The sequence below is a fragment of the Streptomyces sp. NPDC051364 genome (assembly GCF_040682115.1).
In the GTDB taxonomy this organism is placed as follows: Bacteria; Actinomycetota; Actinomycetes; order Streptomycetales; family Streptomycetaceae; genus Streptomyces.
In genome coordinates this window covers 36,809-60,858 of record NZ_JBFBAH010000001.1, presented here as the reverse complement: position 1 = coordinate 60,858, position 24,050 = coordinate 36,809, and the positions used below count along the sequence as shown (strand labels likewise).

Here is a 24,050-nt window from a genome sequence, read left to right as displayed (position 1 = left end):
GGTGGGTCCGTGGCCCGCCGTGCCGCCGGGGGTGTGGTCGGCGGCGTGAGCCGGGTTGGATGTGTCGCTGCCCAGGCGGATGCCGCCGCGGCCGCCGACGCCGGCCAGATCGGGCTCCGGGGCCTTGATCGCAGCCGGGGGTATCTACCCAAATACCGTATCGGTGAGGTCCGGTCCCCGCCCGTCGATGACGTCGGGAGCCTTCAGCCCGTGGCCCTCTGCTCGACCGTAGTACGTCGGCTCGCCGGGCTCCGCCTCGACTCCGAGCACTTGATCGAGCTCCTGCAGGGCTGACGCGAGCGGCGGCGCGTTGCCGGCATGGATGGCCGGGTGGGGCTCGCCCCGGAAATCACACAGACCCCATACGTCGTGGTACACGGACAGTTCGGCCGAAGGACCGATCTCGTCGGGTGACACCATGAGTTCGACCAGACGGTACTCCTTGTGGCGCGTTCCGCTCGCGTCGAACCACGCGCCGGATCCCAGCACCAGGATTCCGCCCATCTCCGCCTGCGGATGACCGGTCGGCCGACAGGCGCGGAGGTCATCGGGCAGTGCCGGATCGTCGAGCGAACGCCTGACAAGGTCCAGGCGGCTATGGATACCGAGGCCGCGCTTTCCGACCTGGAACCAGTTCCACTCAAGCGTGTCCGGCTCCAGCAAAGCGTGCTTCTGGAGCACCGCACCCATGCGCCCCGCGGTCCTGAGCGCGGACTCCAGACCGGGCTCCACCACGTTGTCCAGGTCCCAGAACCACGAGCCGCACTCTCTCGGCGCGCGCATCAGCATGGCCTCGAACTTCCTTATCGCTTGGCGGCATTGGACGTCGTTCTCCCAGCCGTTCCCCTCAACAACCGCCCTGATGCCGTCGATCGCTGCCTGGATGCGCTACGCGCATCAAGAAACGTCGGGATCTCGCCCACCCGCTGGAGCGTCAAGAGCCTCTTCTATTCCGGCGGCGCGGGCTGGGTGGGAGCATCCTCGAACAGGTACGAATACATGTCCCTGAGATATTGGCGTAGGGAATCACTGTCCGGGAATTCAATGTTCGTCAGACGTTCGTATTCCGCTGGACCAAAATCAGGATCCTGGAGAATTTTATTGAAACCGTCACGGATCACCTGCACGTACGACTCGTTGAATGCCATCAAGGCAGGTCGCAGGTAGCCGCTCGTGTCGTATGCCTGCTCGGTATCGAGGTACGTAGTGAGGAATCCCTCAAACTTCTTGTCCATTGGATACTCTCTAGGGGTGCCGGCCAGGTGCGGGGTTGGCGAACATGGTGTGCAGTTCCCATTTCCCGTCATGGAGCTTGTATACCGGCTTGATTGTACCGCTAGTGAAATCAACCGACTTGAACGTATTGGGATCGGTAGGGTCGCGATAGTAGCCGCTGAACCTTCCCTCTGTGCCGGCCCCGAGAACCTGTTCGGTGGAAGTTTCGAGAGGTGGCTCACCAGTACGCGCGATCTCGTCACGGAAATACCTATCCGCGCTCACCAAGTCTTCGGCATCGTCAAACCTCGTCGCGTATGGTCCGACCCGGTGGACACCTCCGTGTACACAGTCGACCGTGGTGCCCGTCAAGGGGTCGATGTTTGTTCTCGGACTTCAAGAGGCCGGGATCTGTAAGTACAGTTCCCAGCCGGTCGCGCAGTGCGGTGTCGTCCGGGTAAAGGTGACGGCCTGGTGCGTGCCCCTCGCCGCCCTGTCGGTCGTCCAGCTCCTTGATCCGGTCGTTCACGACCTGTGGGTCGAGCGGTGGGTCCGCCGGAGAAGTACCGCCGGTGCCGCCCGTCGCGCCTGTCCCTGAATGGCTGCCACCCGAGTCGACAGTGACAGCGCCAGCGCCTCCGCCAGGGCGGGGCCGAAGCCTTCCTCGTTCTTGCGCACGAAGTTGCAGAAGAGGTTGATCGGCGGATACAGCAGCCTCTGGAGCAGATCGCGCGGAACGCTGTGCGCGACCTCAGGGTTCGACGTCTCGATCGCGGCGATGAGCTTGTCCACCAAGCCCGGCCGCCGGAGCCAGTACGTCTGCCGGACGTCCACCCAGTGGTAGTAGAACTCCTCGTAATCGTCGTCTGGCGAACGCAGCCGTTCCAGCGGTATTTCACACAGCTCGGTCATCCGCCGCTGCTCACGGCAGATGACGGCCAGCCAGAACGCGAGCAGCCAGTTGCCCGCATCGGCCTACGGATGAGGGCCGATCGCCTTGATCGTCCGCATCTTTCCGTTGATGAAGCACTCCACGGTCCCTTCGCTCGTGCCGGTCACGGCGAACAACGCCGAGCCCAGCTGCATCGCGTTGACCGTGGCTTGCCACGTCTCAAGCGCATCGGCTTCCGGGTCGGCCACGCAAGGGGCCTGGAGGGCGAGGACAGACGTTGCTGAACGCGAAGTCGATCCCGTTCGCCGACACTGCGATGCGGTCGATGCGGCGTGCCACCTGTGCGCTCAGCCGCCCGGCGAATTCATCCTGCTTCCCGGGCGGCCGCGACGACCGCCGCCATGGCCTCCGCCGTATTGTCCGTACGGAAGTCGTGGCGCGGGATACGCGTTGCCGTACTCCTCCTCTTTCACGCCGAGGGTCGAATGGACCTGCGGTCAGGCGTCCACTTCGCCGGCCCAGCCGAATTCCAGGAGCTCCTTGGGCAGGTACTCGGACTCGACCTCGATCGGCATGCCGGCGTCACGAGCCATGCAGGCGATTGCGAGTGGCCCGAGCGCGACCAAGCCCTCACCGCTCCTCGCGCGGGCCTCGTTCGCTGTCCAGTACTCCTTGTGCCAGCTGAGCGCCTCGACCAGGGCTTCGTTGAATAGGGTGTTGTCACGCGTCAGATAGCGGTAGAAGAGGTTGATCGGCGGATAGAGAATCTTCAGCATCAGTTCCCTGCCGGCAATCTGCACGTTCGCCGGGTCTGTGCCATCGACGGCGCGGACCAGAGTGTCCCAGGTCTCCTGGCGGCCGAACCAGTGGTTCTGGATCGTCTCGATCCACGGGTAGATGTACTCGTCGAATTCCGCACCAGAAGCACGCAGGAAGGAGAGTGGAATATGTGCGAGCTGGTTTACACGGCCGTTTTCACGGCAGATGGCAGCCAAGTAGAAGGAGGTGAGCCAGTTCGCGGCGTGCAGGTACTCCTGCGGCCCCGTTGCTGGCAGCTGCCTTTCATCCCCGTTGACCCCAATCCGGCAGGTGACAGTGCCTTCTGTGACCTGGCCTGCGGCGAACAGTGCGGAACCGGTTTGCATGGCGAGGATCCACGATTCCCACGTCGTGAACCGGTCCGCGACGGGGTCGGCGAGACAGTGCCACTTCGCGACGGCCAGCGTGAGCACCAGCGCGTCGTAGCGGTCGAACGCCGATTCCTCGAGGCCTGCCAGTGCATCCCCGGCAGTCGCGACGATCGGAGCCATGGCTTCAGTCGCATTGTCGGTACGGAACGCGTGACGGGGGACAACGGTGGTCATATGTGCCTTACGTAGGAAACCCGCCGGACGAGTTGCGAGTAACGAAGACGGACGGGTCGGCCGGGGAGGGGAGGTGTCGGCGGGGCGATCGTGCCGCCAGGCGAAGTTCGGCAGATAGCCGCACTCGACTCGATCGGAATGCCGTTGGCATGCGTCAGGCATGCCATCGCCAACGGAGCGTGGATGCGATGCGGCTGAGCGGGACTTGCGCGAATTCGGTCAGCTGCTGGTCGCGGCAGACCATGCCGAGCCAGAACGTGGTCAGCCAGTACCCAGGTCGGCGTAGCTTGTCGGGCCTTCGGCGGGCAGCGTGCGCGTCTCGCGGTTGATCCTGCTTTCTACGGTTCCCTTGGCCGCGCTCACGGTGGCGAACACGGCCGACCCCAGCTGGAGCGTGTTGACCACGGCTTCCCAGGTCTCCAGCTTCGCCGCCCGCGGGTCCTCGGTGCAGCGCGCGCCGAGGTGCAGGAGCGCATCGTTGAAGACCGTGGGGAGGGAATGAGGGTATTCCTCCAGCCCGTCGATGTCCTGAGCGAGATTGCCCCCGAGATACTCAGCCCATACCTCTTCCGTGGCGCCGGGCGTGAAGTGACGGGTTATTCTTCGTCGTCGACCTGCGAAGCCAAACGCAGCGTGAGTTCCGCACTGGCCAGCATTCGGGTGATCTCGATCGGGAGGCTCGAGAATTCCTTCCTGACGACGTCGGCGGGGTCGATCCGGCGAGTGACGCCATCCCGTCCCGTCGCCTCGATCACGAAGCGGTATCCGCGGGGCGTGCCGGCGTCATGCGCAACCTTCCACTGCGCTCCGTGCTTCTGAATCAGGTAATCGGCGATGTAGGACAGCAGATCACTGTGCAGCGTGATCCAGTCCGACTGCTCGAAATCACCCAGCGGGGCCCGCGAGACATAGTCCTGGAGGGCAGGAACGAGACTCAGCGGGTCGCGGCTGTAAACCTCGGGCGCCACCCCGATCATGTCCGCCACGTCAATGATGTTCCGGCGCCCTTCTTCGATCCATCCCTGGAGATCCGGTTCGCTTGCCTTTGTCACTCCTTGAACCTTCCGTTGGTCTTCTACTTCTTGGGCGCGGGCCCGTACTCGACGAAAATAATGCGAGCTTGGGTGAGGTAGTTCCTCAAGGCTTCTGACGGCGGTGCGTGCAAGAAGACCCAACGCGGATCGAATTTCGGATCCGCGCGGCGCAGCGTCAGATCCTTGTTGATCTGTTGCTTGATGCCTTCGCTGAGCGGGACTTCCCCGCGCACGGCGCGGGTCGAACCATCCTTGAGCGTAATCGTTCGCCACTCGAGATAGTGCTTGACTTCCACGCCCAGAGTCCGGCCGTCCGACATGTGAACAGGGACGTCGACGTGGCGCCCACCCGGCGTGTCCACGGGGTGGTAGGGGTGGTCATGCATAGGCACGGGATAGTGCTGCTCTGGTGCCCCGCCCATCATCTCTCGAAGATAGTCTTCGGCGCCTTTGTACCGTGCCCGCCCGTGGCGCATGGCTCGCATCTCACGCAGAGTGCGTTCCGCCGTGCCCGGCATAAGCTCACCTCGCGGCTGTTCGCTGCCGTGGTGCGAGTTGCCTTGCTGATGGGGGTCGCCGGCCGACGGGCTGCTCTGTTCGCCAAGGGGATCATGAGCCTCGTGGGGGCCACTCGGGTCGTGATCGGCCCCCTCTCGTTCGGCTGCCGGGCGGGTGGCGTCGTCGCCACCGTGGGCGGTGTCATCAAGACCGCCCGCGCCCGGAGGCTCCGGGTGGCCGCCGCCGGGGAGCGGAGTGTCCGGGTGGCCGCCGCCCGTGCCGGGGCCGTCGCCGTGGGGGCCGGTGGACGGGGTGTCCGGGTGGCCTGCCGTGGAGGGGGTGTCCGGGTGGGTGCCGCCGGGGGGCGGGCCGTCGGGGTGGCCGCCTCGGGGGGCGTTGAGGTCGTTGGTGGGGCCGTGGCCCGCGGTGCCGCCCGGGGTGTGGTCCGGCGCGTGGCCGCCCGGGGTGGTGTCCGGGTGGGGGCCCGGGGTGTGGTCGGCGGCGTGGGCCGGGTTGGATGTGTCGCTGCCCAGGCGGATGCCGTCGCCGCCGCGGGCGACGGCGCCGGCCAGCTCGCGTTCCGGGATCTTGGCCGTCGCCGGGGAGTCCACCTTCGGGGCGTCGACGCGCGGGACGTCCGCGCCCGCGGCAGGCTTGCCCTTCGGGACGTCTGCCGCGTGCTGGGTGATCTCGCCCTTGTGGTTGTAGATGTTGTACTTCGGGTCCATGTACTGGGGCGGGCCGTCGACCGGGAGCTTGACCGTGCCCGGTGGGAGGGTGGTGGTGCCCTCGGGGAGCTTGATGTTGCCGTCCGGGAGCTTGATCGCGCCGTCGGGGACGGCGGAGCCGGCCGGGAGGTGGATCGAGCCGTCCGGGAGGTGGACCGTGCCTTCCGGCAGGGCTGTCGCGCCGTCCACGTTGATCTTCGGGGTTTCGAACTTGCCCGTGCCCCTCAGGCCGGCCATCACGTCGCCGATCTTCGACACGCCGGCGCCCGCGCCCTTGAAGACGTAGGTCATCGGGTCGACGGCCCTGCCCACCTTGCCGGCGAACGACAGGGCCTTGGCGACCGCGCCCGCCTTGCCCGCGCCGGACACCGCACCGCCGGTGCCGCCCGTGCAGACCGTGGTGACCACGTTGAAGGTGACCGCACCGGCCGCGCGGGAAGGGTTCGAGCCCCACTGGTCCCAGGCCAGCAGCGCCTTGCCGGTCTCCTTCATCGCCGTGCGGGATTCACGCAGCCAAGACGGCATCTTGTCGTCCGGGACGGCGAAGAAGAGGGGACCCACACCCGGGATCGAGGTGATCGCCGTAGCGGTGCTGAGTTTGGCCAGTCCCGTCCAAGAGGCCTTGAACGTGTCCCAGCCGTCAAGGCCGACCAGGCCGCCGAGCCCCGCGAGGGTGCCGCCTATGCCGTCGACGACGAAGCCCTTGCCGAAGTCCCAGGCGTGTTCCCACACCTGCCAGGCGGGAACGGACTCCTCCACCGCGTCGCCCCACGGCAGGGACTTGGACTGCTTGAGGGCCTCGGCGTCGTAGCCGTACATGCCCTCGCCGTGGGACCCGTCGTCCTTCTTCAGGCCCGGCTTGCCGACGAGAGCGGCGATCTTGCCGTAACAGGCACTCTCGACGTCCTGGAAGTGGGCCCATACCTCGGCGATCGCATTGCGGCGTTCGAGGTTCTGGTCGGTCAGATCGCCGTCCTCGAACCACTTCTCGTCGTGCGACACCCTCGAGCGAAACGATTCTGCTTCAATCTTCAGCGTGTTCAGCCGGTTCACCAACGGCTCGGCGTCACGCGCGTAGGTACCCAGCGCCCCCGCGATCGTGCACATGTCCGAGCTGAGCTTCAGCCCCAGGTCCTGGACGGGCTTGGTCGTCGCGAAGAGCTGGTCCGCCTCAGGTGCCTGGTAGAAGGCCTGGAGACCGCCGAAGCTGGTGTGGACGTCGCTCGCCTTGGTCGAGACCGTGGCCCCGCCCGACGAGATCGCCTTCACCTGCTTGTCCAGCTCCCCCAGGTCGCCCGTGAAGACGGGCACCTCCGCCGGGTCGACCGGCGACTTCCCGCTCACTTCGGGCCTCCCGGCTGTTCGCGCAGAGCCTGCAGGTTGACGGCCCTGGCGGCGTCCTGGGCCGCCTTGGCGTGCTCCAGGTCTCCTTCGAGGTACTCGTTCGTCGCCGTGGCCGCGCCCAGCATGCAGGCCTCGATCCGATTCGCCATCGACGTCAGTTCCGTCTGGCGCTCGTGTATGTACAGCCCCAGAGCGGCTGCCACGGGGCCCATGGCCTTGGGCGACGCCATGAAGGCCTGGCCGGGGGCCGGGGCCGCGCCGGGGGCCAAGGGGCCCTGCGGAGTCATTCCCGATGCCGAGCCGGGCACGGCTGTCCCCGCGGCCTGGGCCGCCTGCGACATGGCGGAGATCAGGGCGTTCAACGCCGTCTCCAGCTCGCCGGCGTTACCGCCGACCGTCGTCAACTGTCCTTGTACGCCCTGCGGCTTGATGTCCCACCCGGTCATCAGCGTCCCCCGTGTGCCCCGATGTCCTACGTCGGCGGCTGTTCAGCTCAGCCGCCCGTTCCGCCGTCTGTTCAGCCGATGTTGTTGACCGCGGTCTTGGCGCGCGCCAGCGTCTGCCGCGCCGTGCCGTCGTTCTTCGCCATCGTCGACTGCAGCAGACGGATAATGTTCTTCACCTCTTCAGAGGCGTTCTTCCAGCGCAGTTCCTTGCCGTGGTACTCGTCCGCGACACCGTCCGCCTCGAAGTTCGTCATGGCCGCGGCCACGTGCGCGTCACGCGCGGCGATGACCTGCTCCAGCTGGTCGATCACGACCTTGATGTTGCCCTGCGCCTCGGTCGACGCACCCAAGTCGTACGAACGGCGGTCCTGGCCACCGGCCATCATCATCACGCTCCCCGTGAGTTCGAAAATCCTGAACTGGCCCTGCAGTACGCGTCAGCGGCCCCGGAAGCGCGCGGCATCGAAGTTTGCGGATGCCATCTGTGTCTTCGCGTTCTCGCCGTGCTCCTGGTCGCCCGAGGCGAAGGCCCGCTCCATCCCCGACTGGCCGCCGAGGATGGCGGACAGCGAGGCGTTCAGCTCCTTGGTGATGCCGTCCGCCCGGTCCTTGAACGAGTCGAAGGCGACCTTGCCCTGACCGTTGAACTTGCCTTCGAGCGGCTGCGCTGCGTTGATCAGCTGCTGGATCAGCGTCCCCAGGTCCGTACTCGAATTACGCGACTTGGACATCAGGCTCGTCAGAACCTGCGCCCCCATGTCGAACTTCATCCCGCTCCCCCGCACACTCGAACGACCAAAAGTATGCCTGTTTCTATCAAGTTGCGTCGCTGGTGCAACGCGCAACCGGCAAGCTGTGACGAAGACATGACATCGGCTGGTCCCCTTACGCGCCCTTCAAGTGGCGCATCAGCCGCTCGAAGTCGGCCCATCCCGACAGGTCCGACGGGTCCCCGGGCAGCGGGTAGTAGTACGCGGGACGGGCCTTCGGCCCCAGTGCGACGGGCGGCTCGGACAGCGGCGTCCTCCGCGCGCGGTCGTCCGGCATCGCCCGTACCTCCTCCGCGCCGAGCACGAACGCCAGCGGCACTCCCGGCCCCTCGAAACGCGGAGGGACCGTCAGACCGCGGCTCGCCTTGCGGAGTTGTACGAGCATCGACTGAAGGCGGTGGCGGGTGACGAGCGCCTCGGCGGTCCTCTGGATGCGGTCCAGCGGCGGGTCCTCGTCCGCGCCGTAGCCGAAGGCCAGCGTCACGGTCTCCTCGACCCCTGCCTTCGTACGGCTGATCCGCACCGTGGCCAGACCGGGGAGCTCCGGGCTGCCGACCACCACGAACCACGTCGGCTCGGGGGCCCGCGCGAAGGCCACATCGGTCAGGCGGCCCGGCGACCAGGGCAGGTTGGCCGGTTCGGCCGTTCCCCATCCCGCCGGCGGCTCGCCGGTCAGTTCGCGCCACACCGTCTCCAGAGCGCCGCCGAGGACCAGCCGGTCGTCCGCCGGGTGGACCGTACGGAAGGTGACGGCCAGCTGCCGCTCGCCCGTGTTCACGACCTGCCGGTACGAGGCCGCCACCGGGGTGCGCGGGTCTTCTTCGGTGGCGTCCGCGGGCACCACCGTGGCGAACATGCCCTCCTGCCACCGCAGCACCGCGCCGGACAGGCCGTCGTAATAGCCGTCCTGCTCGTCCTGGACGATCCACCGCGAGGGCCAGCCCGGCATGGCGCCGAGCACCGCCGGGGAGAGCCTCGTACCGGGCGGGGTGACGATCTGCAGCCCGCGTTCGGCCGCGGCGGCGGCCCGGAAGGCGTCGGAGAGCCAGGCCGTCATGGCGACGACCGGGCGGTCCATGATGACGACGGCGACCTTGTCGGTCAGCACGTCGACGGCGGGCTGCGCTGCGGCGGGGGTGGGCGCGACGCTGACCCCGTCCGTCTCCACCACACCCAGCGAGCGCGTGGCCTCCGGCGGCCAGGCGGTCCCGCCGGACAGCGACGCGAGACGGGCCGCGAAGGTCCCCGCGAGCCGTTCGGCCTCGGGGACACCGGTGGTGGCACGGGCCTCGGTCCACCAGAAGGGGACCGGCGGCGCGGTGGCCCCCAGCAGCCGCTCGGCCTCGCCGGCGACCTGGATCAGCAGCGGCGCCTCGACCGAGACCAGCGGGCGGCCCTGCTCGTCGCAGAGCTGTACGACCGCCCCCTCGCCCGTCGCGTTCACCAGCTTGTCGGGCCCCCCGGAGAGCAGGCCCACGATCACGGCCCAGGCCTCGGGCATCCGCTGGGTGAGGGCTATGACGTCCTTGGTCATGTGGTCGTACGGTCCTTCACGGTGTCGTCATTCGGGAGTGTGCACGGTCTGGATCAGGCGGTTCGACTGCCCCCGGCGGATCAGCACGCCACGCCCGGCCGGCTGCTGGGAGGCGTACACACCGGGGAACAGCTGGCCCTCGCCGCGGTCCCCCGCCATCACCACCGCCGAGGCCCCCGACTCGCGCAGGCCCTGCACCAAGGGCTCGTACATGCCGCGCGAGGCACCGGCGACGCGGCGGGTCAGGACGAAGTGCAGGCCGATGTCGACCGCCGACGGGATGTACGGAACGAACGCGGCGAGCGGCGACTGCCCGGCCGTGGTGAGCACGTCGTAGTCGTCGACGAGGACCACGATCCGCGGGCCGCCTCCCCAGCTTCCGGGCTCCAGGTCCTCCAGCGAGGCGCTGTCGTCGGGCAGCCGGCGTTCCAGCTCGGTGGCGATGCCCGCGGCCAGCCCGGCGCACATCTTGGTGTTGTAGGCGTAGCCGCCGTTGAACTCCTCCGGCACCACACCGCGCAGGCTGCGCCTGGGATCCATGATCGCGAAGACCAGCTCGTCCTCGCGGTACCTCTCGATGAGGCCGCCGGCGATCGTCTTCAGCAGGTTCGTCTTGCCGCACTCGCTGTCGCCCATGACCAGGAGGTGCTGGTCATGGGCGAACAGGTCGAGCATGACGGGCGCCAGAGCCGTCTGGTCCAGGCCGATCGGCACCCGCCGGGGCTCGGCGACCGGCCCGGGCAGCAGGTGCGGCTCCAGGACGTGCGGCAGCACCCGGACCGGCTGGGCGCTCTCCCCGCTCCAGGTGGCGCGCACCGTTCGGGCGGTGCGCTCCAGGACGGCGCCGAGCTCGGAGGTGTCGGCCAGCCCGTCCGTACGGGGCAGGGCGACCTGTGCGAAGAGCTTGCCGTCGGTCAGGACGCGGCCCGGCTCGTCGGGCGAGAGGGTCTCGGCGAGCTTGCGCTCGATGCTGGACTCGCCGGGGTCGTTGAGGCGCAGCTCGACCCGGGTGCCGAAGTTCGACTGGGTGGCGATGCGGACGTCGTTCCAGCGGAGCATGGCCGCGACGACGTGGATGCCGTATCCGCTGCCGCGCTTGAGGATGTCGACGACGGCGTCGTCGAGTTCCTCGAAGTCGTCGCGCAGCGCGCCGAAGCCGTCGATCACGAGGACGATCTCGGCGGACGCCAGCTGGGGCAGCCTGCCCGCCGCGTGCAGGGTGCGCAGCTGCTCGACGGAGTCGATGCCGTGGTCGCGGAACAGCTCCTCGCGGGCGGCGAGCATGTTCCGTACTTCTTCCACGGTGCGGGCCGCGCGCTCGCGGTCCGCACGGCCGGCGATGCCGCCGACGTGCGGAAGCCCGGCCAGGGCCTGCAGGCCGCCGCCGACCAGGTCGAGACCGTAGACGCCGACTTCTTGAGGGGTGTGGGTCAGGGCGAGCGAGAGGACCAGGGTGCGGAGCAGGGTCGTCTTGCCCGACTGCGGTCCGCCGATGACGGCGGCGTGGCCGCCTGCCACGGTGAGGTCGAGGTACCACTCGCCCTGCCACTGCTTCGTGGGGTCGTCGAGCAGGCCCAGCGGCACCGTCAGCCGGCCGCGCCGCTTGGCCAGCTGCATTCCGCGCGGTCCGACGTCGAGCGGGCCGGCGACGGCGTCGAGCGGGATCGCATCGGGCAGCGGCGGCAGCCAGATCCGGCGGACCGGCGGCGCGGCGTGCTCCAGCTGCCCGACGATGACGCCCAGCTCGGTCGGCCCGGTCTCGCGGCGCCGTGCGGCCGTCTCCTGAGGGGTCTGGCCGTCCGGCTTGGACAGGGTGTTGAAGGCCTCGTACTCCAGGGCGAGCGGTCCGCTGTCCTCGTCGTCGGCGCGCTGGACCGGGCCGCGGTAGGCGCCGGAGACGTAGCTCGCCTTGAATCGTTCGTAGTGGCTCGTGTCGACCTTGAGGAAGCCGAAGCCGGGAAGCGGCGGCAGGTGGAAGGCGTCCGAGGTGTCCAGGACGGTACGGGACTCGTCGGCGGAGAAGGTGCGCAGACCCAGCCGGTAGGAGAGGTACGTGTCCAGGCCCTTGAGCTTGCCGCCCTCGATGCGCTGGCTGGACAGCAGCAGGTGCACGCCGATGGAGCGGCCGATCCGCCCGATCGACAGGAACAGGTCGATGAAGTCGGGCTTGGCGGTGAGGAGCTCGCCGAACTCGTCGATGACGACGAACAGATGCGGCAGCGGCTCCAGGTCGGGCCGCCGGTCGGCGCGCAGCGCCGCGTAGTCACCGATGTCGGCGACGTTGCCCGCGTCCTTGAGGACCTGCTGGCGCCGCTTGACCTCGCCCGCGAGGGAGGCGTGGACGCGTTCGACGAGACCGGCCTGGTTCTCCAGGTTGGTGATGACACCGGCGACGTGCGGCAGGTCCGCGAACGGCGCGAAGGTCGCACCGCCCTTGTAGTCGACGAGGACGAGGGCCAGGTCCTCCGGCGGATGCGTCGCCACCAGGGCGAGTACGAGGGTGCGCAGGAGCTCCGACTTGCCGGAGCCGGTGGCGCCGACGCACAGGCCGTGCGGGCCCATCCCGAGCTCGGAGGACTCCTTCAGGTCGAGCAGGACCGGCTCGCGGGAGTCGCTGATGCCGATCGGGACGCGCAGGTACGCACGTTCGCCGCGCGGAGCCCACAGGCGCTGAAGGTCGAGCCGGGCCACGTCGTCGATGCGGAGCAGGTCCGCGAAGTCGACCGGCCCGGACAGCGGGGCGTCGATGAGGGACTCGGCGGACAGCCGCAGCGGGGCGAGCATCCGGGCCAGGCCTTCGGCGAACGGGATGCCGGCCTCGTCGACGGTGCCGTGGGCGCTGATCGGCTCGGTCTCGCGCAGGTCCTCGATGAGGACCTGCGCGCCGTCGACGGTGATCCGTACACCGACGTGGCCGGGCTCCTGGATCCGCTGCTCGAGGAGGTGCAGGACGGTGACGCCCATCTCGCGCAGGCCGACCGCATCGTCGGGGCGCGGCAGTTCGACGGCGTCCTCGCCGTGCCCGTCGGCGACGACGAGCAGGCGTGACGTCATGGCCAGGGCGTCCTTGCCGGACAGGCCGCGGCGCACCTCAGCCGCGTAGGAGGCGCGGCGGCGCAGTTCGGGGCCGAGCCTGCGGGCGAGCTGCTCCGGGGACGGGGCGATGCGCCGGGCGGCGACGGGCCCGTCGAGCTGCTCGGTGTCGAGCAGGTGCGGCATCCACTTCGCCCACTCCCAGTCGGCGAGCCGCTCGCCCGGCACGGCGAGAGCGATGGCCACGTCGTCGGGCGCGTGCATGGCCGCGGTCTGCACGAGCAGGGCGCGGGCGACCCGCAGGCAGTCCTCGCGCGGTCCGACGACGCTGATGTTGCCGATGCGGTCGAGCGGCACGGTGAGCGGGAGTTCGGTGCCGGTACGGAAGCGGGCGGTCAGAGCCGACGCCTCGTTGAGCATGAAGCGGTCCGGCGGGGTCAGCACGGAGGAGCCCTGCTGGCCGATCTTGAGATCCCGTACGGGCATTTCGCCGGTGCCGACGCGCACCCGCAGGAAGTCGGCGTCGATGCGGCGCCGCTCCCACAGCCGGGCCGGGTCGCGGACGATGTCGTAGAGCGCGTACGGAGGGGGGTTGAGCACGTCCGCGTGCTGGGCCCGCTCGCGCTCCTCGGCGGCGAGCTCCTCGCGCAGGTCCTCCAGATAGGCGAGGTAGGCCTCCCGCTGGACACGACGGGTGCGCTGGGCCTTGCCGCGCTGCGAGAGGACGAGCCCGAGGGAGCCGATGACGGTGACGACGAGGATCAGCGCGCCCAGTGCGGCGAACTGGCTGTTGCGGACGACGGTCATCATCACGACGGACGACATCACGCCGGCCACCGGCAGCAGGGACATCGCGATGTTGCCCGTCTTGCCCTCGGGGAGGTTGGGCGGGGCCTCGATGAGGCGGGCCTCGGGGGCGGCGGGGGGCCTGATGGTTCTGGCCGGTCGGTGGATCAGTCGGGTACTCATCAGTGGCGCTTCTGGGAGAGCTGGAAGACGTCCGCGGCGATCCGGGTGGCGGCCATCCTCGTCGCGTGGGCGAGCAGGCCGGTCCGGATGGTGCCGCCGTCCGCCAGATGACGGTCGTACGGCAGGACGTGGACGCTCGTCCCGGTGGACCGGAGCGTGCGCACCGCCTCGTCGAGGTCGATTCCCGAGTGCGGAGCCTGCTCGGTGAGGACGACGACCGTGCCGCCGATCACGTGCGCGGGCAGGGTCTGCATCCACTGGAGGACCGCGAAGGTGCTGGCGACACCGTCGAGGGTGGCGGGAGTGGTCAGCACGCGGGCCTGGGCGGCGGAGAGCGCTACCCGGGCGACCTCGGCGGGCAGCGTCTCGCAGTCGACGACCGTCACACCGAAGTAGCGGCGCAGCGCGACCATGGCCCGCTCGTACGCGCGGGTGTCGAGCATGGCGCCGATCTGGCCCTGGCTGCCGGGCAGCAGCCAGGCGTTGTCGCGGAGCTGGACGAGGTAGCCGGTGACGTCGAGCAGCGACATCTGTGGCGCGACGATGTCCGCGACGTCACCGGTGGTCCAGCGCAGGCCTTCGGCGCCGAGCCGGACGGGCAGCGAGCCGAGGGCCGGGTCGGCCTCGACGAAGAGGACGGGGTCCTGGCGGTAGTGCGCGTACGTGGTGCCGAGCAGGGCCGCGACGGTCGACTTGCCGGCGCCGCCCCGGATGGAGGTGACGGCGATCTGGCGGCCGGTCGTCACGGGCTGCTGGAGCATTTCCGCGGTGCGGGTGGCCTCGGCGACCTCGCGGGACGCGGATGAGGAAACGATTCGCCACAGTGCGCGGCCGGCGCGGGCGGCGAACGGCTCGCCACTGCGGGGCTTACGACCCACAGCGGCCAGGCTCCGGTCGACCGCCGGCCGGGAGTCGGGGGTCGTCCGGACGGCGGCCTGCGGATGCCGCGCGGGCTGCCCGCCGCCGGAGTGCTGCGGCGGGACCTGGCCCTCGTACGGATACCCGGGGGCGGATCCTGCCGCCTGCCCGGCGGGTACGGCTGCGCCCTGTGGCTGCCCGCCGGGGCCCGCGGCGTGCACCGGGACCTCGCCGCCGGGCGGCGGGAAGGCCTGGGCCGGAGCCTGGCCGGCGGGTACGGCTGCGTCCCCCGCGGGCGGCTCGGCGCCGCCCCTGAGGTCGCGCAGGACATCGCCCTGCCAGTTGTCTCCGTTCGGCATGTCCCTCTGCCCCTGCCCCTCTGCTTACGACCTGCTGCCCCGCCCGGAGCGCCTGCGCGTTGACTCAGAACTTGTCGAGCAACTGCCCGTAGACGCCGAACACCCCGATGGCCAGCGGGAACAACCCCACCATGCCGACGGATTCGACGAGGTCGGCCATGCGCCGCAGCCGTACCTGGACATGCTCGGGGGGCTGCACCGCGAGCGCGGCCAACGGCAGCAGCGCGGCCACGCACAGCACGGCCAGCGCCCCGGCGCCGCCGTCGTGCCCGATCCACAGCACGACGAGGCGTACGAGGAGCACGGCCGCGGCGGCGAGCAGCGCGACCACCTCGGCGACCAGCGGGAAGGCCCGGGCCCTCGACAGGAGGACGACGGCGACGAGCGACGGCAGGGCCACGGTCCACACGGCCGGGTTCGCGGCCGTCGTCAGCAGCCAGCCCGCGGCCGCTGCGGACAGCGCGGTGGCGATCGTCGCCAGCGCGAGCCCGCGGTGCGTGGCGGCGAGCGCGTTGCCCACGTCATGCCGGCTGACCGAGGCTCCGCCGGAGCGGCGGTCGTCGAGCGCGGTGAGCCCGGATGCCATCAGGGCGAGCCGCGGCAGCAGGCCGAGAAGCACCACCGAGACGAGGGCCATGAGGGCGCCGAGCCGGGCCGGCTCGGCCTGGAGCGCGGCGGCGACTTCCCAGCCGGCGGTGATCACGGCGACGGCCCCGGCCCCGACGAGACCGCCACGGTCGAGCGGGGAGAAGTAGCCGAGCAGGACGAGTGTCACGACCAGCGCGCCGGCAACGGCCGCGAGCCGCACGATCCCCGACCAGTGGTAAGCGTCGGCGGCGGTCCACGCGGTGAGGATGCCGAGGCCGCCGGAGGCGAGCAGCAGCGCGCTGGCCAGGCCGCGGTTGCCCTGCCCGACCCGGGCCACGAGCGCACCGGCCGCCAGCAGTACGAGCGTCACCACCAGCAGGGCGCCGGCCAGGATGCCGAGTGCGAACTCGCTCCGGGCGAGCAGCGCGGCGGTCACCGCGAAAGCTACGGTCGCGACGCCCGCGCTGCCCCTGCGGGCGGCCGGACGCCAGCGCCAGGCCTGCAGGTCGAGGTCGTCGGCCACCAGGTCGGTGACGTCGTGGACGACGGGGGCGGGCGGCGCGGAGTGGGTCCTGACGAGCCGCAGCACGGCGCCGTCGGCTATCCCGGCCGAGGCCAGCGTGCTGTCCTGGGGAAGCGCGGAGCCGTCCGAGGTCATCAGCTGACGGGTCAGGGGCCGCGAGGCGGCGCGATCGTCGAGCAGTTGGAGGATGTCCGGGAGCAGCTGCCCGATCGGCGTGTCGGAGGGCAGGACCATGTCGGCCCGGCGCCGTTCGCCGACCAGGGTCACCCGGCTCAGTTGCGCCCGGGAAGTCTTTGCTGTGCTCACCACTTGCAGGAACCTATCATCGCGCGTTCCGGACTCCTCGGTTCAAGTCCGGGTCCCTACGGCGTGGTCGACGCGCTCGGTGTCGTCGGCTTGGTCGGCTTGGGCGACTTCGAGGCCTGCGGGGCCTTCGACTTCGGCCCCTTCGAGGGGTCGGCCGACGTGGACGGGCCGGACGGTGTGGAGGGACCGGGTGACTTGGCCGGGCCGGACGACTTGGCCGGGCCCGGCGACTTGGACGGCCCCGTGACCGGCTGGAAGAGTCCCTGCTGCTGCTGTTGTTGCTTCTGCTGCTCGGCCTTCTGCTTCGCCAGCGTGGCCTGGATGAAGGACCACCCGACGCAACCCGCGCACAGTACGGCCGCGATGGCGATGCCCGCGAAGACCTTCCCGAGCCGCTCGTCCGCCGTCCGCCGCACCCTCTGTGCGCCGAACAGCAGGGCGTCACGCAGTCTGTGGCGTCGTACCGCCACAGACTCCAGCAGCTGACTGTCGTAGTCCCGTGCCATTCGCCGCCCGTCGCCTCCCCCGAGTTTTGCCTGTGCAACATAGAACATCTGCCGACTCGGAGCACAACCGGAAGGCCCGGGGCAAGCCGCGCGCCGGGCGGGGCGGTTCGGGTTCTACGACCAGCCCGGCTCGAGGGGGGCGGCCTGGGGGAGGGGCGGGGCCGGGGTGCTTGCCGCGGTTGCGGGGGCGAGTCCGCGGGCCTGGCCGGCGGTGCTCGTGCCGATCACGGCGATCAGGGCGGCGGCGGTGACGGTGATGAGGGTGACGAGCTTGCGACGCATGGTGGGGAAGCCTCTTATCGAGCCGGTGGGGTGAGGAGTGGTTGGCCGGATCTCTCGTTCCGGCGTGCCGCCATCGTGCCGAGCCGGGCAGGGCCGTGTCGCGCGTTTCCGCTGGCACAAAGCGCTCTGACATATCCGTGCCAGCCGGCCGGTTTTCCGGTCCGGGCGGCTTGCGGACACCCGCCCGCCGTGTCCGCGTGATGGACGGTGTTTGTGTGGCCGCTGGCTGGTGGGGACAATCCGGGGTGCAAGATCGGCCCTCGGAGGGCCGCGTACCGCCAGCGTTGTCGGTCCACAGCTGTGATGCCGCTCCGAACCGCGAGCTGGGGGGCTCCCTTTGTTGGTTTCTCTTGGGCTGACAGAGCGTTCAGATGCGCTCTACCGCCTCATCCTCCGACGGCCGGATCTCGCCGTCGCCGATGTCTCCGCGGAACTCTCGCGGTCCGAGGACGACGTACGCGCGGACCTGGAGGAGCTGACCCGCCTCTCCCTCCTCGCGCCGTCCTGGCGGACCGACGGGCGGCTGCGGGCGGTGAACCCGAAGGCCGCGCTCGATTCGCTGCTCGCGCACCAGCAGGCGGAGATCGCCCAGCGCCACCGCGCCCTCGCCGAGAGCCAGGCCGCGGCCAGCGCGCTGCTGTCGCAGTACGCCGAACTGCACCCGGCCCAGCCCGCGCACGAGGCCGAGCGGTTCCTCGGCGTCGAAGCGGTCCGGGCCAAGCTGAGCGAGATGTCGGCCCGGACCCGCCGCGAGTCGATCAGCTTCCATCCCGGCGGGCCGGTGCCCGCCGAGCAGTTCAAGGCCAGCGAGCCGCTGACCGAGGACCTCATCGCCCGCGGCGTGAAGATCCGGACCATCTACCAGGACGCCATCCGCAACGACGCCGGCAGCCTCGAGCACGCGCGCTGGCTGACCGAGCGGGGCGGCGAAGTGCGGACCGTGCCCTCGCTGCCGATGCGGATGGTCATCACCGACCGGGAGTTCGCGCTGATGCCGATCGACCCGGCGGACAGCGCGCTGGGCGCGGTGCTGCTGCGGGAACCGGGCGCGGTAGCCGCCTTCTGCGCGCTGTTCGACTCGGTGTGGGAGACGGCCACCCCGTTCGGCGAGCCGCCCCGGCGCAGCCTCGACGACCCCGGCTCGCAGCCGCGCGAGCTGCTGCGCCTGCTGGCCCAGGGCTACACCGACGAGGCCGCCGCGCGCCGGCTGGGCATCTCCCTGCGCAGCGAGCGGCGGCTCATCTCGGAGCTGATGGAGAAGCTGGACGCGCAGAGCCGCTTCCAGCTCGGGCAGCGGGCCGTCGAAGAGGGCCTGCTGTAGGCGGGCCCTCCCCGCTCAGCAGCCGCAGGCCGCGCCCGCCGCGACGGGGGCGGTCAGCGGGTCCGGCGGCGACTGGCGGATGCCGGCGGAGTCCTCGACCGGGAAGCCCTCCCGCGACCAGTACTCGAAGCCGCCCAGCATCTCCTTGACCCGGTACCCGGCGCCGGCGAAGGCGTACGCAGCCCGGGTCGCGCCGTTGCAGCCGGGGCCCCAGCAGTACGTGACCACGACACTGCCCGGCGGCACCAGTCCGGCGGCCCGGGCCGGGATCTCGTCCGTGGGCAGGTGCACGGCGCCGGGGATGTGCCCCTGTGCCCAGGCCTCGGCGCTGCGGCTGTCGACGAGGACGAAGCCCCCGGCGGCGGACTCCACGTCCGCGTGCACGTCGGCGACGTCGGCCTCGAAGGTGAACCGGCGGTGGAAGTGGGCCGCGGCGGTCGCCGGATCAGCCGGCGGGACGCGCAGCACCTTCGAGGACGCGGTCTCGGTCTGCGTGGTCGTGGTCATGATCGGTGGGCTCCTGAGGACGAGGACGAGGACGAGGACGGCGTACGGCCGCCACGGCGATGAGGGTGTAGAGGGCCGCGGTGGCTGCACCGGGGCCGATGAGCAGGACGGGCAGGTCCCAGCGGGCGGCACCGCCGAGGACGAGGACACCGAGGGCGATCAGAGCAGCGGCCACCACGCCGCCGCGCCGGGTCCGGCCGGTGAGCTCGGTCCAACGGGCGGCGGTGGCCTGGAGGTTGGTACGGCAGTACGTCCAGCAGAGCGCGGCGGAGCCGAGCCCGAGGGCGGCCACCGCGGCCGGGGGCGGCGCCGAAGCGGCCGGCGGCGGACCCAGGAGTACGGAGTACAGCGAGGCCGCCAGCGCGATGCCGAGCAGGGTCCCGCCCAGCGCCCGCCGCCGCGCCGCGGCGGGGACCGCCCCTTCGAGGCCGACCCAGCCGAACAGCAGGGGCACGGCCACCAGGAGCGCGGCCCAGCCTGACCGGTCCCCGGTCCCCGGTCCCGGCAGCGGGCCGCCGAGCACCCGCCAGGCGACGGCCAGCGCCAGCACCGCGGCGAGCCGCAGCCGCCGCCCCGCCGGGGACAGCCCCCGCGGGGCGTACCACGCGTACGCGGCCGCGCTGCACAACACCCCGACGGCGGCCGCGTACGCCCGCCAGCCGGAGTCGCCGAGCGCGAACCCGGCGGCCCCCAGGGCCACTCCCGCCTGCCCGGTGGCGAAACCGCCGAAGTAGAGCGCGGTGGCCGCCCGGGCCGGTCCCGGGCCGAGCCGGTCCCGTACGAAGGCCACGGGTCCGGAGTCCGCCGTACCGCCGGCGGCGGCGACCAGCAGGCACCAGCCGGCCAGCACCCCCGCCACCGCGACCCCGGTCCAGGGGCCGGGCTGCGGGGCGAGGGCCGCCGGGAGCAGCAGGGCTCCGGCCCCGAGGACCGCGCCCAGCGCCTGCGCCGCACCGGCGGACCAGCCGTCGCCGGCCCCCGGAGTCGCAGCCAGGGACGCAGCCTGAGCCGCAGCCGGCGCCCGACCCGGGGTCACGACAACTCGTGGAAGAACAGCGGGGTGGCGGTCGGCAGCGCCGTGCCCTCCGCCAGGAGCCGTCCCTCCACGCCGGCCCAGACGGGCATCCGCGTGCCGAGGTCCACCGGCAGGCCCAGGTGCCCGGCGAGGAAGGCGGACCAGCCCGGCATGAGCGGCGCCGCGGTGACCGCGACCGCCGCCAGCAGCTCCACGTGCGCGGCGAGCCGGCCGGCGTACTCCTCGCGGGGTCCGGCGATCCGGAGCAGGGCGAGCTCCCGCAGGTCGGCGTCGGCCCGCTCGATCACGGTGGCCAGGGTGTCGGCGGCGCGCTGCGGGGAGAAGGCCTCGGCGCCGAGGGCGTCGGCGATCCGCTGTGGCAGCGCGGCGCGTTCGGCGGCCAGCGGGCCGTCCGCGGGCCCGGCGGCCGGCACGACGGAGTCGAAGTCCTGGCCGAGCAGGTCCAGTACGGTGTCGGTCCACCGCTCCAGGCCGCCGGCGAGGACGGTGCTGAGGGTGTCGGCGAACTCCTTCATGGAGAAGTTGTTCTGCGCCCGCTCCGGGCCGGTCAGGCACAGGTGGAAGCGCAGGGCGTCCGCGTTGACCCGGCGCAGGAACTCGCCGCCCCAGATGGCGTGGCCGCGGCTGGTGGAGAACTTGTCGCCCTCCAGCCGGTAGAACTCGTTGATGACCACCTGTGCGGGCAGGGTCAGTTCACCCTGGGCGAGCAGCAGCGCCGGCCACAGCACGGCGTGCGAGAACGAGCAGTCGAAGCCGATGAAGTTGACGATCCGGGTCTCGGGGTCGGTCCACAGCCGCTCCCACTCGGAGCGGTCGCCGTTCGCCTCGGCGACCCGCGCGGTGCCCGCCGCGTAGCCCCAGATGCCGCTGAACCAGGTGTCGAGGATGTGGCCCTCCCAGCCGGGCAGCGGGACCGGGATGCCGTAGTCCGCCTCGCGGCTGATCGCGGTGTCGGGCAGGGCCCGCTCGAACAGGCCGTCCAGGTACGAGATCAGCCGGGGCCGCCACTCGGCCTTGGCCTGCGCGTCGGCGTAGTACGCCTCGAGGCGCTCGCGGTAGCGCTCGAGCGGGAAGACGATGCGGCGCATGGTCTTCGTCTCGGGAGCGTTCCAGCAGGCGGTGCAGCGGGGGGCGGCGAGCCCGGCCGGGTCCTGCGGCAGCCCGCAGGCCTCGCAGTACACGCCGTCGGAGGGCTCGGCGCAGAACTGGCACTCGCCGCGCACCTCGGCCTCGTACAGGTACCGGTCGCAGGGGGCGCAGTGGAAGACGGGCAGCTCCTGCACCTCGAGGGCGCCGGACTCCCACAGTTCGAGGAAGAAGCGCTGGACGAACTCGGTGTGGGTGGCGTCGGTGAGCGGGCGGGTGAACCAGTCGTGGTGCATGGCGCCCAGCGAGAGCGTCTCCTCCATGCGGTCGCCGAACAGCTTCGCCGTCGGGTACGCGGTGGAGCCGATCTCGGCGGCCCGGCGTGGTACGTAGCAGGAGTGCTCGTCGGAGTAGCCCACGTAGCGCACGTCGTGGCCGCGCTGGCGCAGGTGGCGGGTCAGCACGTCGGCGCCGAGGAAGGGGCCGGAGAGGTGGCCGAGGTGGAGGTCGCCGTTCGGGTTCGGCGGGGCGCTGGTGATGACGTAGGAGGTCATGAGGCGTGGGTTCCTTCGGGGACGATCAGGGCGGAGGAGTCGAGGGGGGCCGCGGTGTCGAGCGGCGGCAGCGCTGCGGAGGCGGCCGCGACGACCCGGCTGCGCGGCGGCAGGTCGTCGAGGACGACCGAGTGCGCGCCGATGCGGGAATCGGCGCCGATGGTCACCGGGCCGAGGACACTGGCTCCGGTGCCGATGACGACGCGGTCGCCGACGATGGGGTGGCGGCGGGATCCGGAGGGGCGGCGCAGGTCCTTCCACCAGCCCACCGAGCCGAGCGTGACCTGGTGGTAGAGCATCACGTCGTCGCCGATCCGGACGGTCTCGCCGATGACGACGGCCGTGCCGTGGTCGACGAAGAAGCGGCGGCCGATCCGCGCCCCGGGGTGGATCTCGATGCCGGAGACGGCGCGGGCCAGCAGGGACAGGGCGCGGGCGGACACGCGGTGGCCGCGGCCCCAGAGCCAGTGCGCGACCCGGTAGGTCCACAGGGCGTGGATGTGCGGGTAGAGCAGCACCTCGGCGCGGGACGTGGCGGCGGGGTCCTTGGCGAGGACGGTCTGCACGTCCTCGCGCAGCACTTCCCGTATCGGGCGCCGCAGCTCCTCCTCCAGGCCGGTCTCACATGTGGTCATACGGGGCCTCCGGACGGATCGGGCGGCCCGCGAGGAAGCGCTGCGGCCGGTACGGCTCCAGCAGCTCCTGCACGGCCTTGCCGGGGACGGCCCCGCCCTCGACGATCTCCTTGGCGGCGAGCTCGGCCACGGCGGGCGCCAGCTTGAAGCCGCCGCCGCTGAAGCCGAGGGCCAGGTAGAGCCCGTCGGGGCCGGCCGCGCCCACGACCGGGCGCTTGTCGGGGGTGTAGCCGTCGAGCCCGGAGCGGGTGCCCGCGAGCGGGGCGGTGGCGGCGGCCGGGACCCGGTTCGCGATGGCGGCGATCGCGGCCTCCAGCTCGGCCTCGGTCAGCGGCTCCACGTCGCGGCCCAGTTCGGTGTCGGGCTTGCTGGGCACCCCGAAGTAGAAGCGGTCGAGGCCGTCGGGCCGGAAGTAGCTGCCGGTGGTGTCGTCGATGCAGGTCGGTACGGAGGACGCCGACCCGCGCCGGCCGGCACCCGGCAGCTCGGCCTGGGCCAGCCCGATCCGGCGCGCGGTGACGGGGATGTGGATGCCGAGGTGCTCGGCGGGGGCGGAGCCCCAGGCGCCGCCGGCGAGGACGACGAGCGGGGCGTCGATGCGGCCGATGGAGGTGAGGACGCCGGTGACGGTGCCCGCGGTCTCCAGCACCTTCCTGGCCCGGATGCCCTCGGAGGGGGAGACCCCGAGCCGGTAGGCGGCGGTGAGCAGCGCCGCGGAGGCGGCCATCGGGTCGGCGTAGCCGCCCTCGGGCTCGTACGCGGCGAGCGCCACGTCGTCGGTCCGCAGGCCGGGGTAGATCTCCTTCAGCTCGGCGGCGTCGATGACCTCGACACGGCGGTATCCGGCGGCCTCGCCCGCGGCGGCGGCGTTGTAGCGCAGGTCGTCGGCGTGGTTCTCGCCGACGATCATGACGAATCCGGTGCGGCGGTAGCCGCAGTCGCCGCCGATGACGTCCGACCACTGCTCGAAGACGGGCAGGCTGCGGGCGGCGAGCCGGGTGTCGGCGACGGCCGTGTGGTGCAGCCGCAGCAGTCCGCCGGAGCGGGAGGTGGCGCCCTGGGCGTTGACCCGGCCCTGGTCGCACAGGACGATCCGGCCGATGCCGGCGAGGGCGAGCTGGTGCGCGATGGCCGCACCGATCACCCCGCCGCCGACGACGATGGCGTCGGCGTGCGCGTGGACGATGGGACTCATGCGTCCACGCTCCGGTCCTTCGCCGCAGCGCCCGGGTCGGCAGCGCCCGGGTCGGCAGCGCCCGGGTCCGTGATGCCGAACTCTGCGGCCCACTTGGCGCGGTCCCGGGCCACGGCGTCCGAGCCGCCCCACCAGATGGTGACGAAGCGCAGCCGGACGTCGCCGTCGTTGGTCAGGTCGTGGTCCTGGAACGGGGTGATGAACACGGTCTCGCCGGCGCGGACCCGCCGGGTCTCCGCGCCGATCCGCATCACCCCGCTGCCCTCGACGATGAAGAACATCTCGTTCTCGTCGTGGTCGTGCGGGGTGGAGGTGGCTCCGGGCGCAACGTCCACCCAGGCGCCGCCCCAGCTGGGCTCCTCGACGGCCTCGGGCCAGGGGAAGATCCGCCGGCCGCTGACGTTGTACGGCTCCTCGAAGACCATGTCGTCCTCGTGGGCGGTGAAGATGTGCATCGCGTACGGGTC

23 protein-coding genes and 1 pseudogene are annotated in these 24,050 nt (G+C 71.1%); 1 reads left to right on the top strand and 23 read right to left on the bottom strand.

What is annotated here, in order from left to right; translation table 11 throughout:
- Positions 1-144 precede the first annotated feature (144 nt).
- The 17 genes and pseudogenes from AB0M76_RS00255 to AB0M76_RS00175 all read right to left on the bottom strand — a co-directional run bounded on the left by AB0M76_RS00255 (position 145) and on the right by AB0M76_RS00175 (position 17,249).
- Positions 145-789 (bottom strand): hypothetical protein, encoded by a 645-nt coding sequence (locus AB0M76_RS00255; protein WP_365950772.1) that lies wholly within the window; start codon positions 787-789, stop codon positions 145-147.
- A 158-nt stretch (positions 790-947) separates the two neighbouring features.
- Positions 948-1,235 (bottom strand): hypothetical protein, encoded by a 288-nt coding sequence (locus tag AB0M76_RS00250; protein WP_365950771.1) that lies wholly within the window; start codon positions 1,233-1,235, stop codon positions 948-950.
- 505 nt (positions 1,236-1,740) lie between these two features.
- The gene (locus tag AB0M76_RS00245) at positions 1,741-2,127 is read right to left on the bottom strand and encodes an immunity 49 family protein (protein WP_365950770.1); all 387 of its coding nucleotides are present in this window, start codon (positions 2,125-2,127) and stop codon (positions 1,741-1,743) included.
- A 63-nt stretch (positions 2,128-2,190) separates the two neighbouring features.
- Complete coding sequence (locus AB0M76_RS00240) at positions 2,191-2,355, bottom strand: hypothetical protein (RefSeq protein WP_365950769.1); 165 nt, start codon at positions 2,353-2,355, stop codon at positions 2,191-2,193.
- 249 nt (positions 2,356-2,604) lie between these two features.
- Positions 2,605-3,471 carry an immunity 49 family protein gene (locus tag AB0M76_RS00235; RefSeq protein WP_365950768.1) on the bottom strand — a complete coding sequence of 289 codons (867 nt, stop codon included), beginning with the start codon at positions 3,469-3,471 and terminating at the stop codon, positions 2,605-2,607.
- Between the two features lie 261 nt (positions 3,472-3,732).
- Positions 3,733-3,876, bottom strand: a complete 144-nt coding sequence (locus AB0M76_RS00230) for a hypothetical protein (RefSeq protein ID WP_365950767.1) — start codon at positions 3,874-3,876, stop codon at positions 3,733-3,735.
- A 191-nt stretch (positions 3,877-4,067) separates the two neighbouring features.
- Positions 4,068-4,523 (bottom strand): hypothetical protein, encoded by a 456-nt coding sequence (locus tag AB0M76_RS00225; protein ID WP_365950766.1) that lies wholly within the window; start codon positions 4,521-4,523, stop codon positions 4,068-4,070.
- A gap of 23 nt (positions 4,524-4,546) precedes the next feature.
- Entirely contained in the window at positions 4,547-7,075 is a 2,529-nt protein-coding gene (locus AB0M76_RS00220) for a hypothetical protein (protein WP_365950765.1), read from the bottom strand.
- Positions 7,072-7,521, bottom strand: coding sequence for a DUF6507 family protein (locus AB0M76_RS00215; RefSeq protein ID WP_365950764.1), 450 nt, complete (start codon positions 7,519-7,521; stop codon positions 7,072-7,074). Before AB0M76_RS00215 ends, AB0M76_RS00220 begins: the two co-directional genes overlap by 4 nt.
- Before the next feature lie 71 nt (positions 7,522-7,592).
- Positions 7,593-7,904, bottom strand: a complete 312-nt coding sequence (locus tag AB0M76_RS00210; RefSeq protein WP_365951360.1) for a pore-forming ESAT-6 family protein — start codon at positions 7,902-7,904, stop codon at positions 7,593-7,595.
- Positions 7,905-7,958: 54 nt separating this feature from the next.
- Positions 7,959-8,291, bottom strand: coding sequence for a hypothetical protein (locus AB0M76_RS00205; RefSeq protein WP_365950763.1), 333 nt, complete (start codon positions 8,289-8,291; stop codon positions 7,959-7,961).
- Between the two features lie 115 nt (positions 8,292-8,406).
- Positions 8,407-9,825 (bottom strand): DUF6177 family protein, encoded by a 1,419-nt coding sequence (locus tag AB0M76_RS00200; protein WP_365950762.1) that lies wholly within the window; start codon positions 9,823-9,825, stop codon positions 8,407-8,409.
- A gap of 27 nt (positions 9,826-9,852) precedes the next feature.
- On the bottom strand, positions 9,853-13,827 hold the full coding sequence (gene eccCa, locus AB0M76_RS00195; RefSeq protein WP_365950760.1) for a type VII secretion protein EccCa: 3,975 nt from the start codon (positions 13,825-13,827) through the stop codon (positions 9,853-9,855).
- Complete coding sequence (locus AB0M76_RS00190; protein ID WP_365950759.1) at positions 13,827-15,044, bottom strand: MinD/ParA family protein; 1,218 nt, start codon at positions 15,042-15,044, stop codon at positions 13,827-13,829. The genes eccCa and AB0M76_RS00190 overlap by 1 nt, the downstream gene beginning before the upstream one ends.
- Before the next feature lie 64 nt (positions 15,045-15,108).
- Complete coding sequence (eccD, locus tag AB0M76_RS00185; protein ID WP_365950758.1) at positions 15,109-16,464, bottom strand: type VII secretion integral membrane protein EccD; 1,356 nt, start codon at positions 16,462-16,464, stop codon at positions 15,109-15,111.
- Positions 16,465-16,730: 266 nt separating this feature from the next.
- Positions 16,731-16,967, bottom strand: a pseudogene (locus AB0M76_RS00180) (hypothetical protein); the annotation flags it as partial.
- Positions 16,968-17,081: 114 nt separating this feature from the next.
- Entirely contained in the window at positions 17,082-17,249 is a 168-nt protein-coding gene (locus tag AB0M76_RS00175) for a hypothetical protein (protein ID WP_365950757.1), read from the bottom strand.
- A 337-nt stretch (positions 17,250-17,586) separates the two neighbouring features.
- On the opposite strand from AB0M76_RS00175, the gene AB0M76_RS00170 reads away from it, so the two are divergent.
- Complete coding sequence (locus tag AB0M76_RS00170) at positions 17,587-18,570, top strand: helix-turn-helix transcriptional regulator (RefSeq protein ID WP_365950756.1); 984 nt, start codon at positions 17,587-17,589, stop codon at positions 18,568-18,570.
- A 15-nt stretch (positions 18,571-18,585) separates the two neighbouring features.
- On the opposite strand, the gene AB0M76_RS00165 is transcribed toward AB0M76_RS00170, so the two are convergent.
- Genes AB0M76_RS00165 through AB0M76_RS00140 form a run of 6 tightly spaced genes read right to left on the bottom strand, consistent with a single transcriptional unit; the run spans position 18,586 to position 24,038 of the window.
- Positions 18,586-19,077, bottom strand: coding sequence for a rhodanese-like domain-containing protein (locus tag AB0M76_RS00165; protein WP_365950755.1), 492 nt, complete (start codon positions 19,075-19,077; stop codon positions 18,586-18,588).
- Positions 19,016-20,113 carry a hypothetical protein gene (locus tag AB0M76_RS00160; protein WP_365950754.1) on the bottom strand — a complete coding sequence of 366 codons (1,098 nt, stop codon included), beginning with the start codon at positions 20,111-20,113 and terminating at the stop codon, positions 19,016-19,018. The genes AB0M76_RS00165 and AB0M76_RS00160 overlap by 62 nt, the downstream gene beginning before the upstream one ends.
- On the bottom strand, positions 20,110-21,753 hold the full coding sequence (locus AB0M76_RS00155; protein WP_365950753.1) for a class I tRNA ligase family protein: 1,644 nt from the start codon (positions 21,751-21,753) through the stop codon (positions 20,110-20,112). The genes AB0M76_RS00160 and AB0M76_RS00155 overlap by 4 nt, the downstream gene beginning before the upstream one ends.
- Positions 21,750-22,388, bottom strand: coding sequence for a serine O-acetyltransferase EpsC (epsC, locus tag AB0M76_RS00150; protein WP_365950752.1), 639 nt, complete (start codon positions 22,386-22,388; stop codon positions 21,750-21,752). The genes AB0M76_RS00155 and epsC overlap by 4 nt, the downstream gene beginning before the upstream one ends.
- Positions 22,375-23,583, bottom strand: a complete 1,209-nt coding sequence (locus AB0M76_RS00145) for an FAD-binding oxidoreductase (protein WP_266627894.1) — start codon at positions 23,581-23,583, stop codon at positions 22,375-22,377. The genes epsC and AB0M76_RS00145 overlap by 14 nt, the downstream gene beginning before the upstream one ends.
- On the bottom strand, positions 23,580-24,038 hold the full coding sequence (locus tag AB0M76_RS00140) for a cupin domain-containing protein (RefSeq protein WP_365950751.1): 459 nt from the start codon (positions 24,036-24,038) through the stop codon (positions 23,580-23,582). Before AB0M76_RS00140 ends, AB0M76_RS00145 begins: the two co-directional genes overlap by 4 nt.
- Positions 24,039-24,050: the final 12 nt, after the last annotated feature.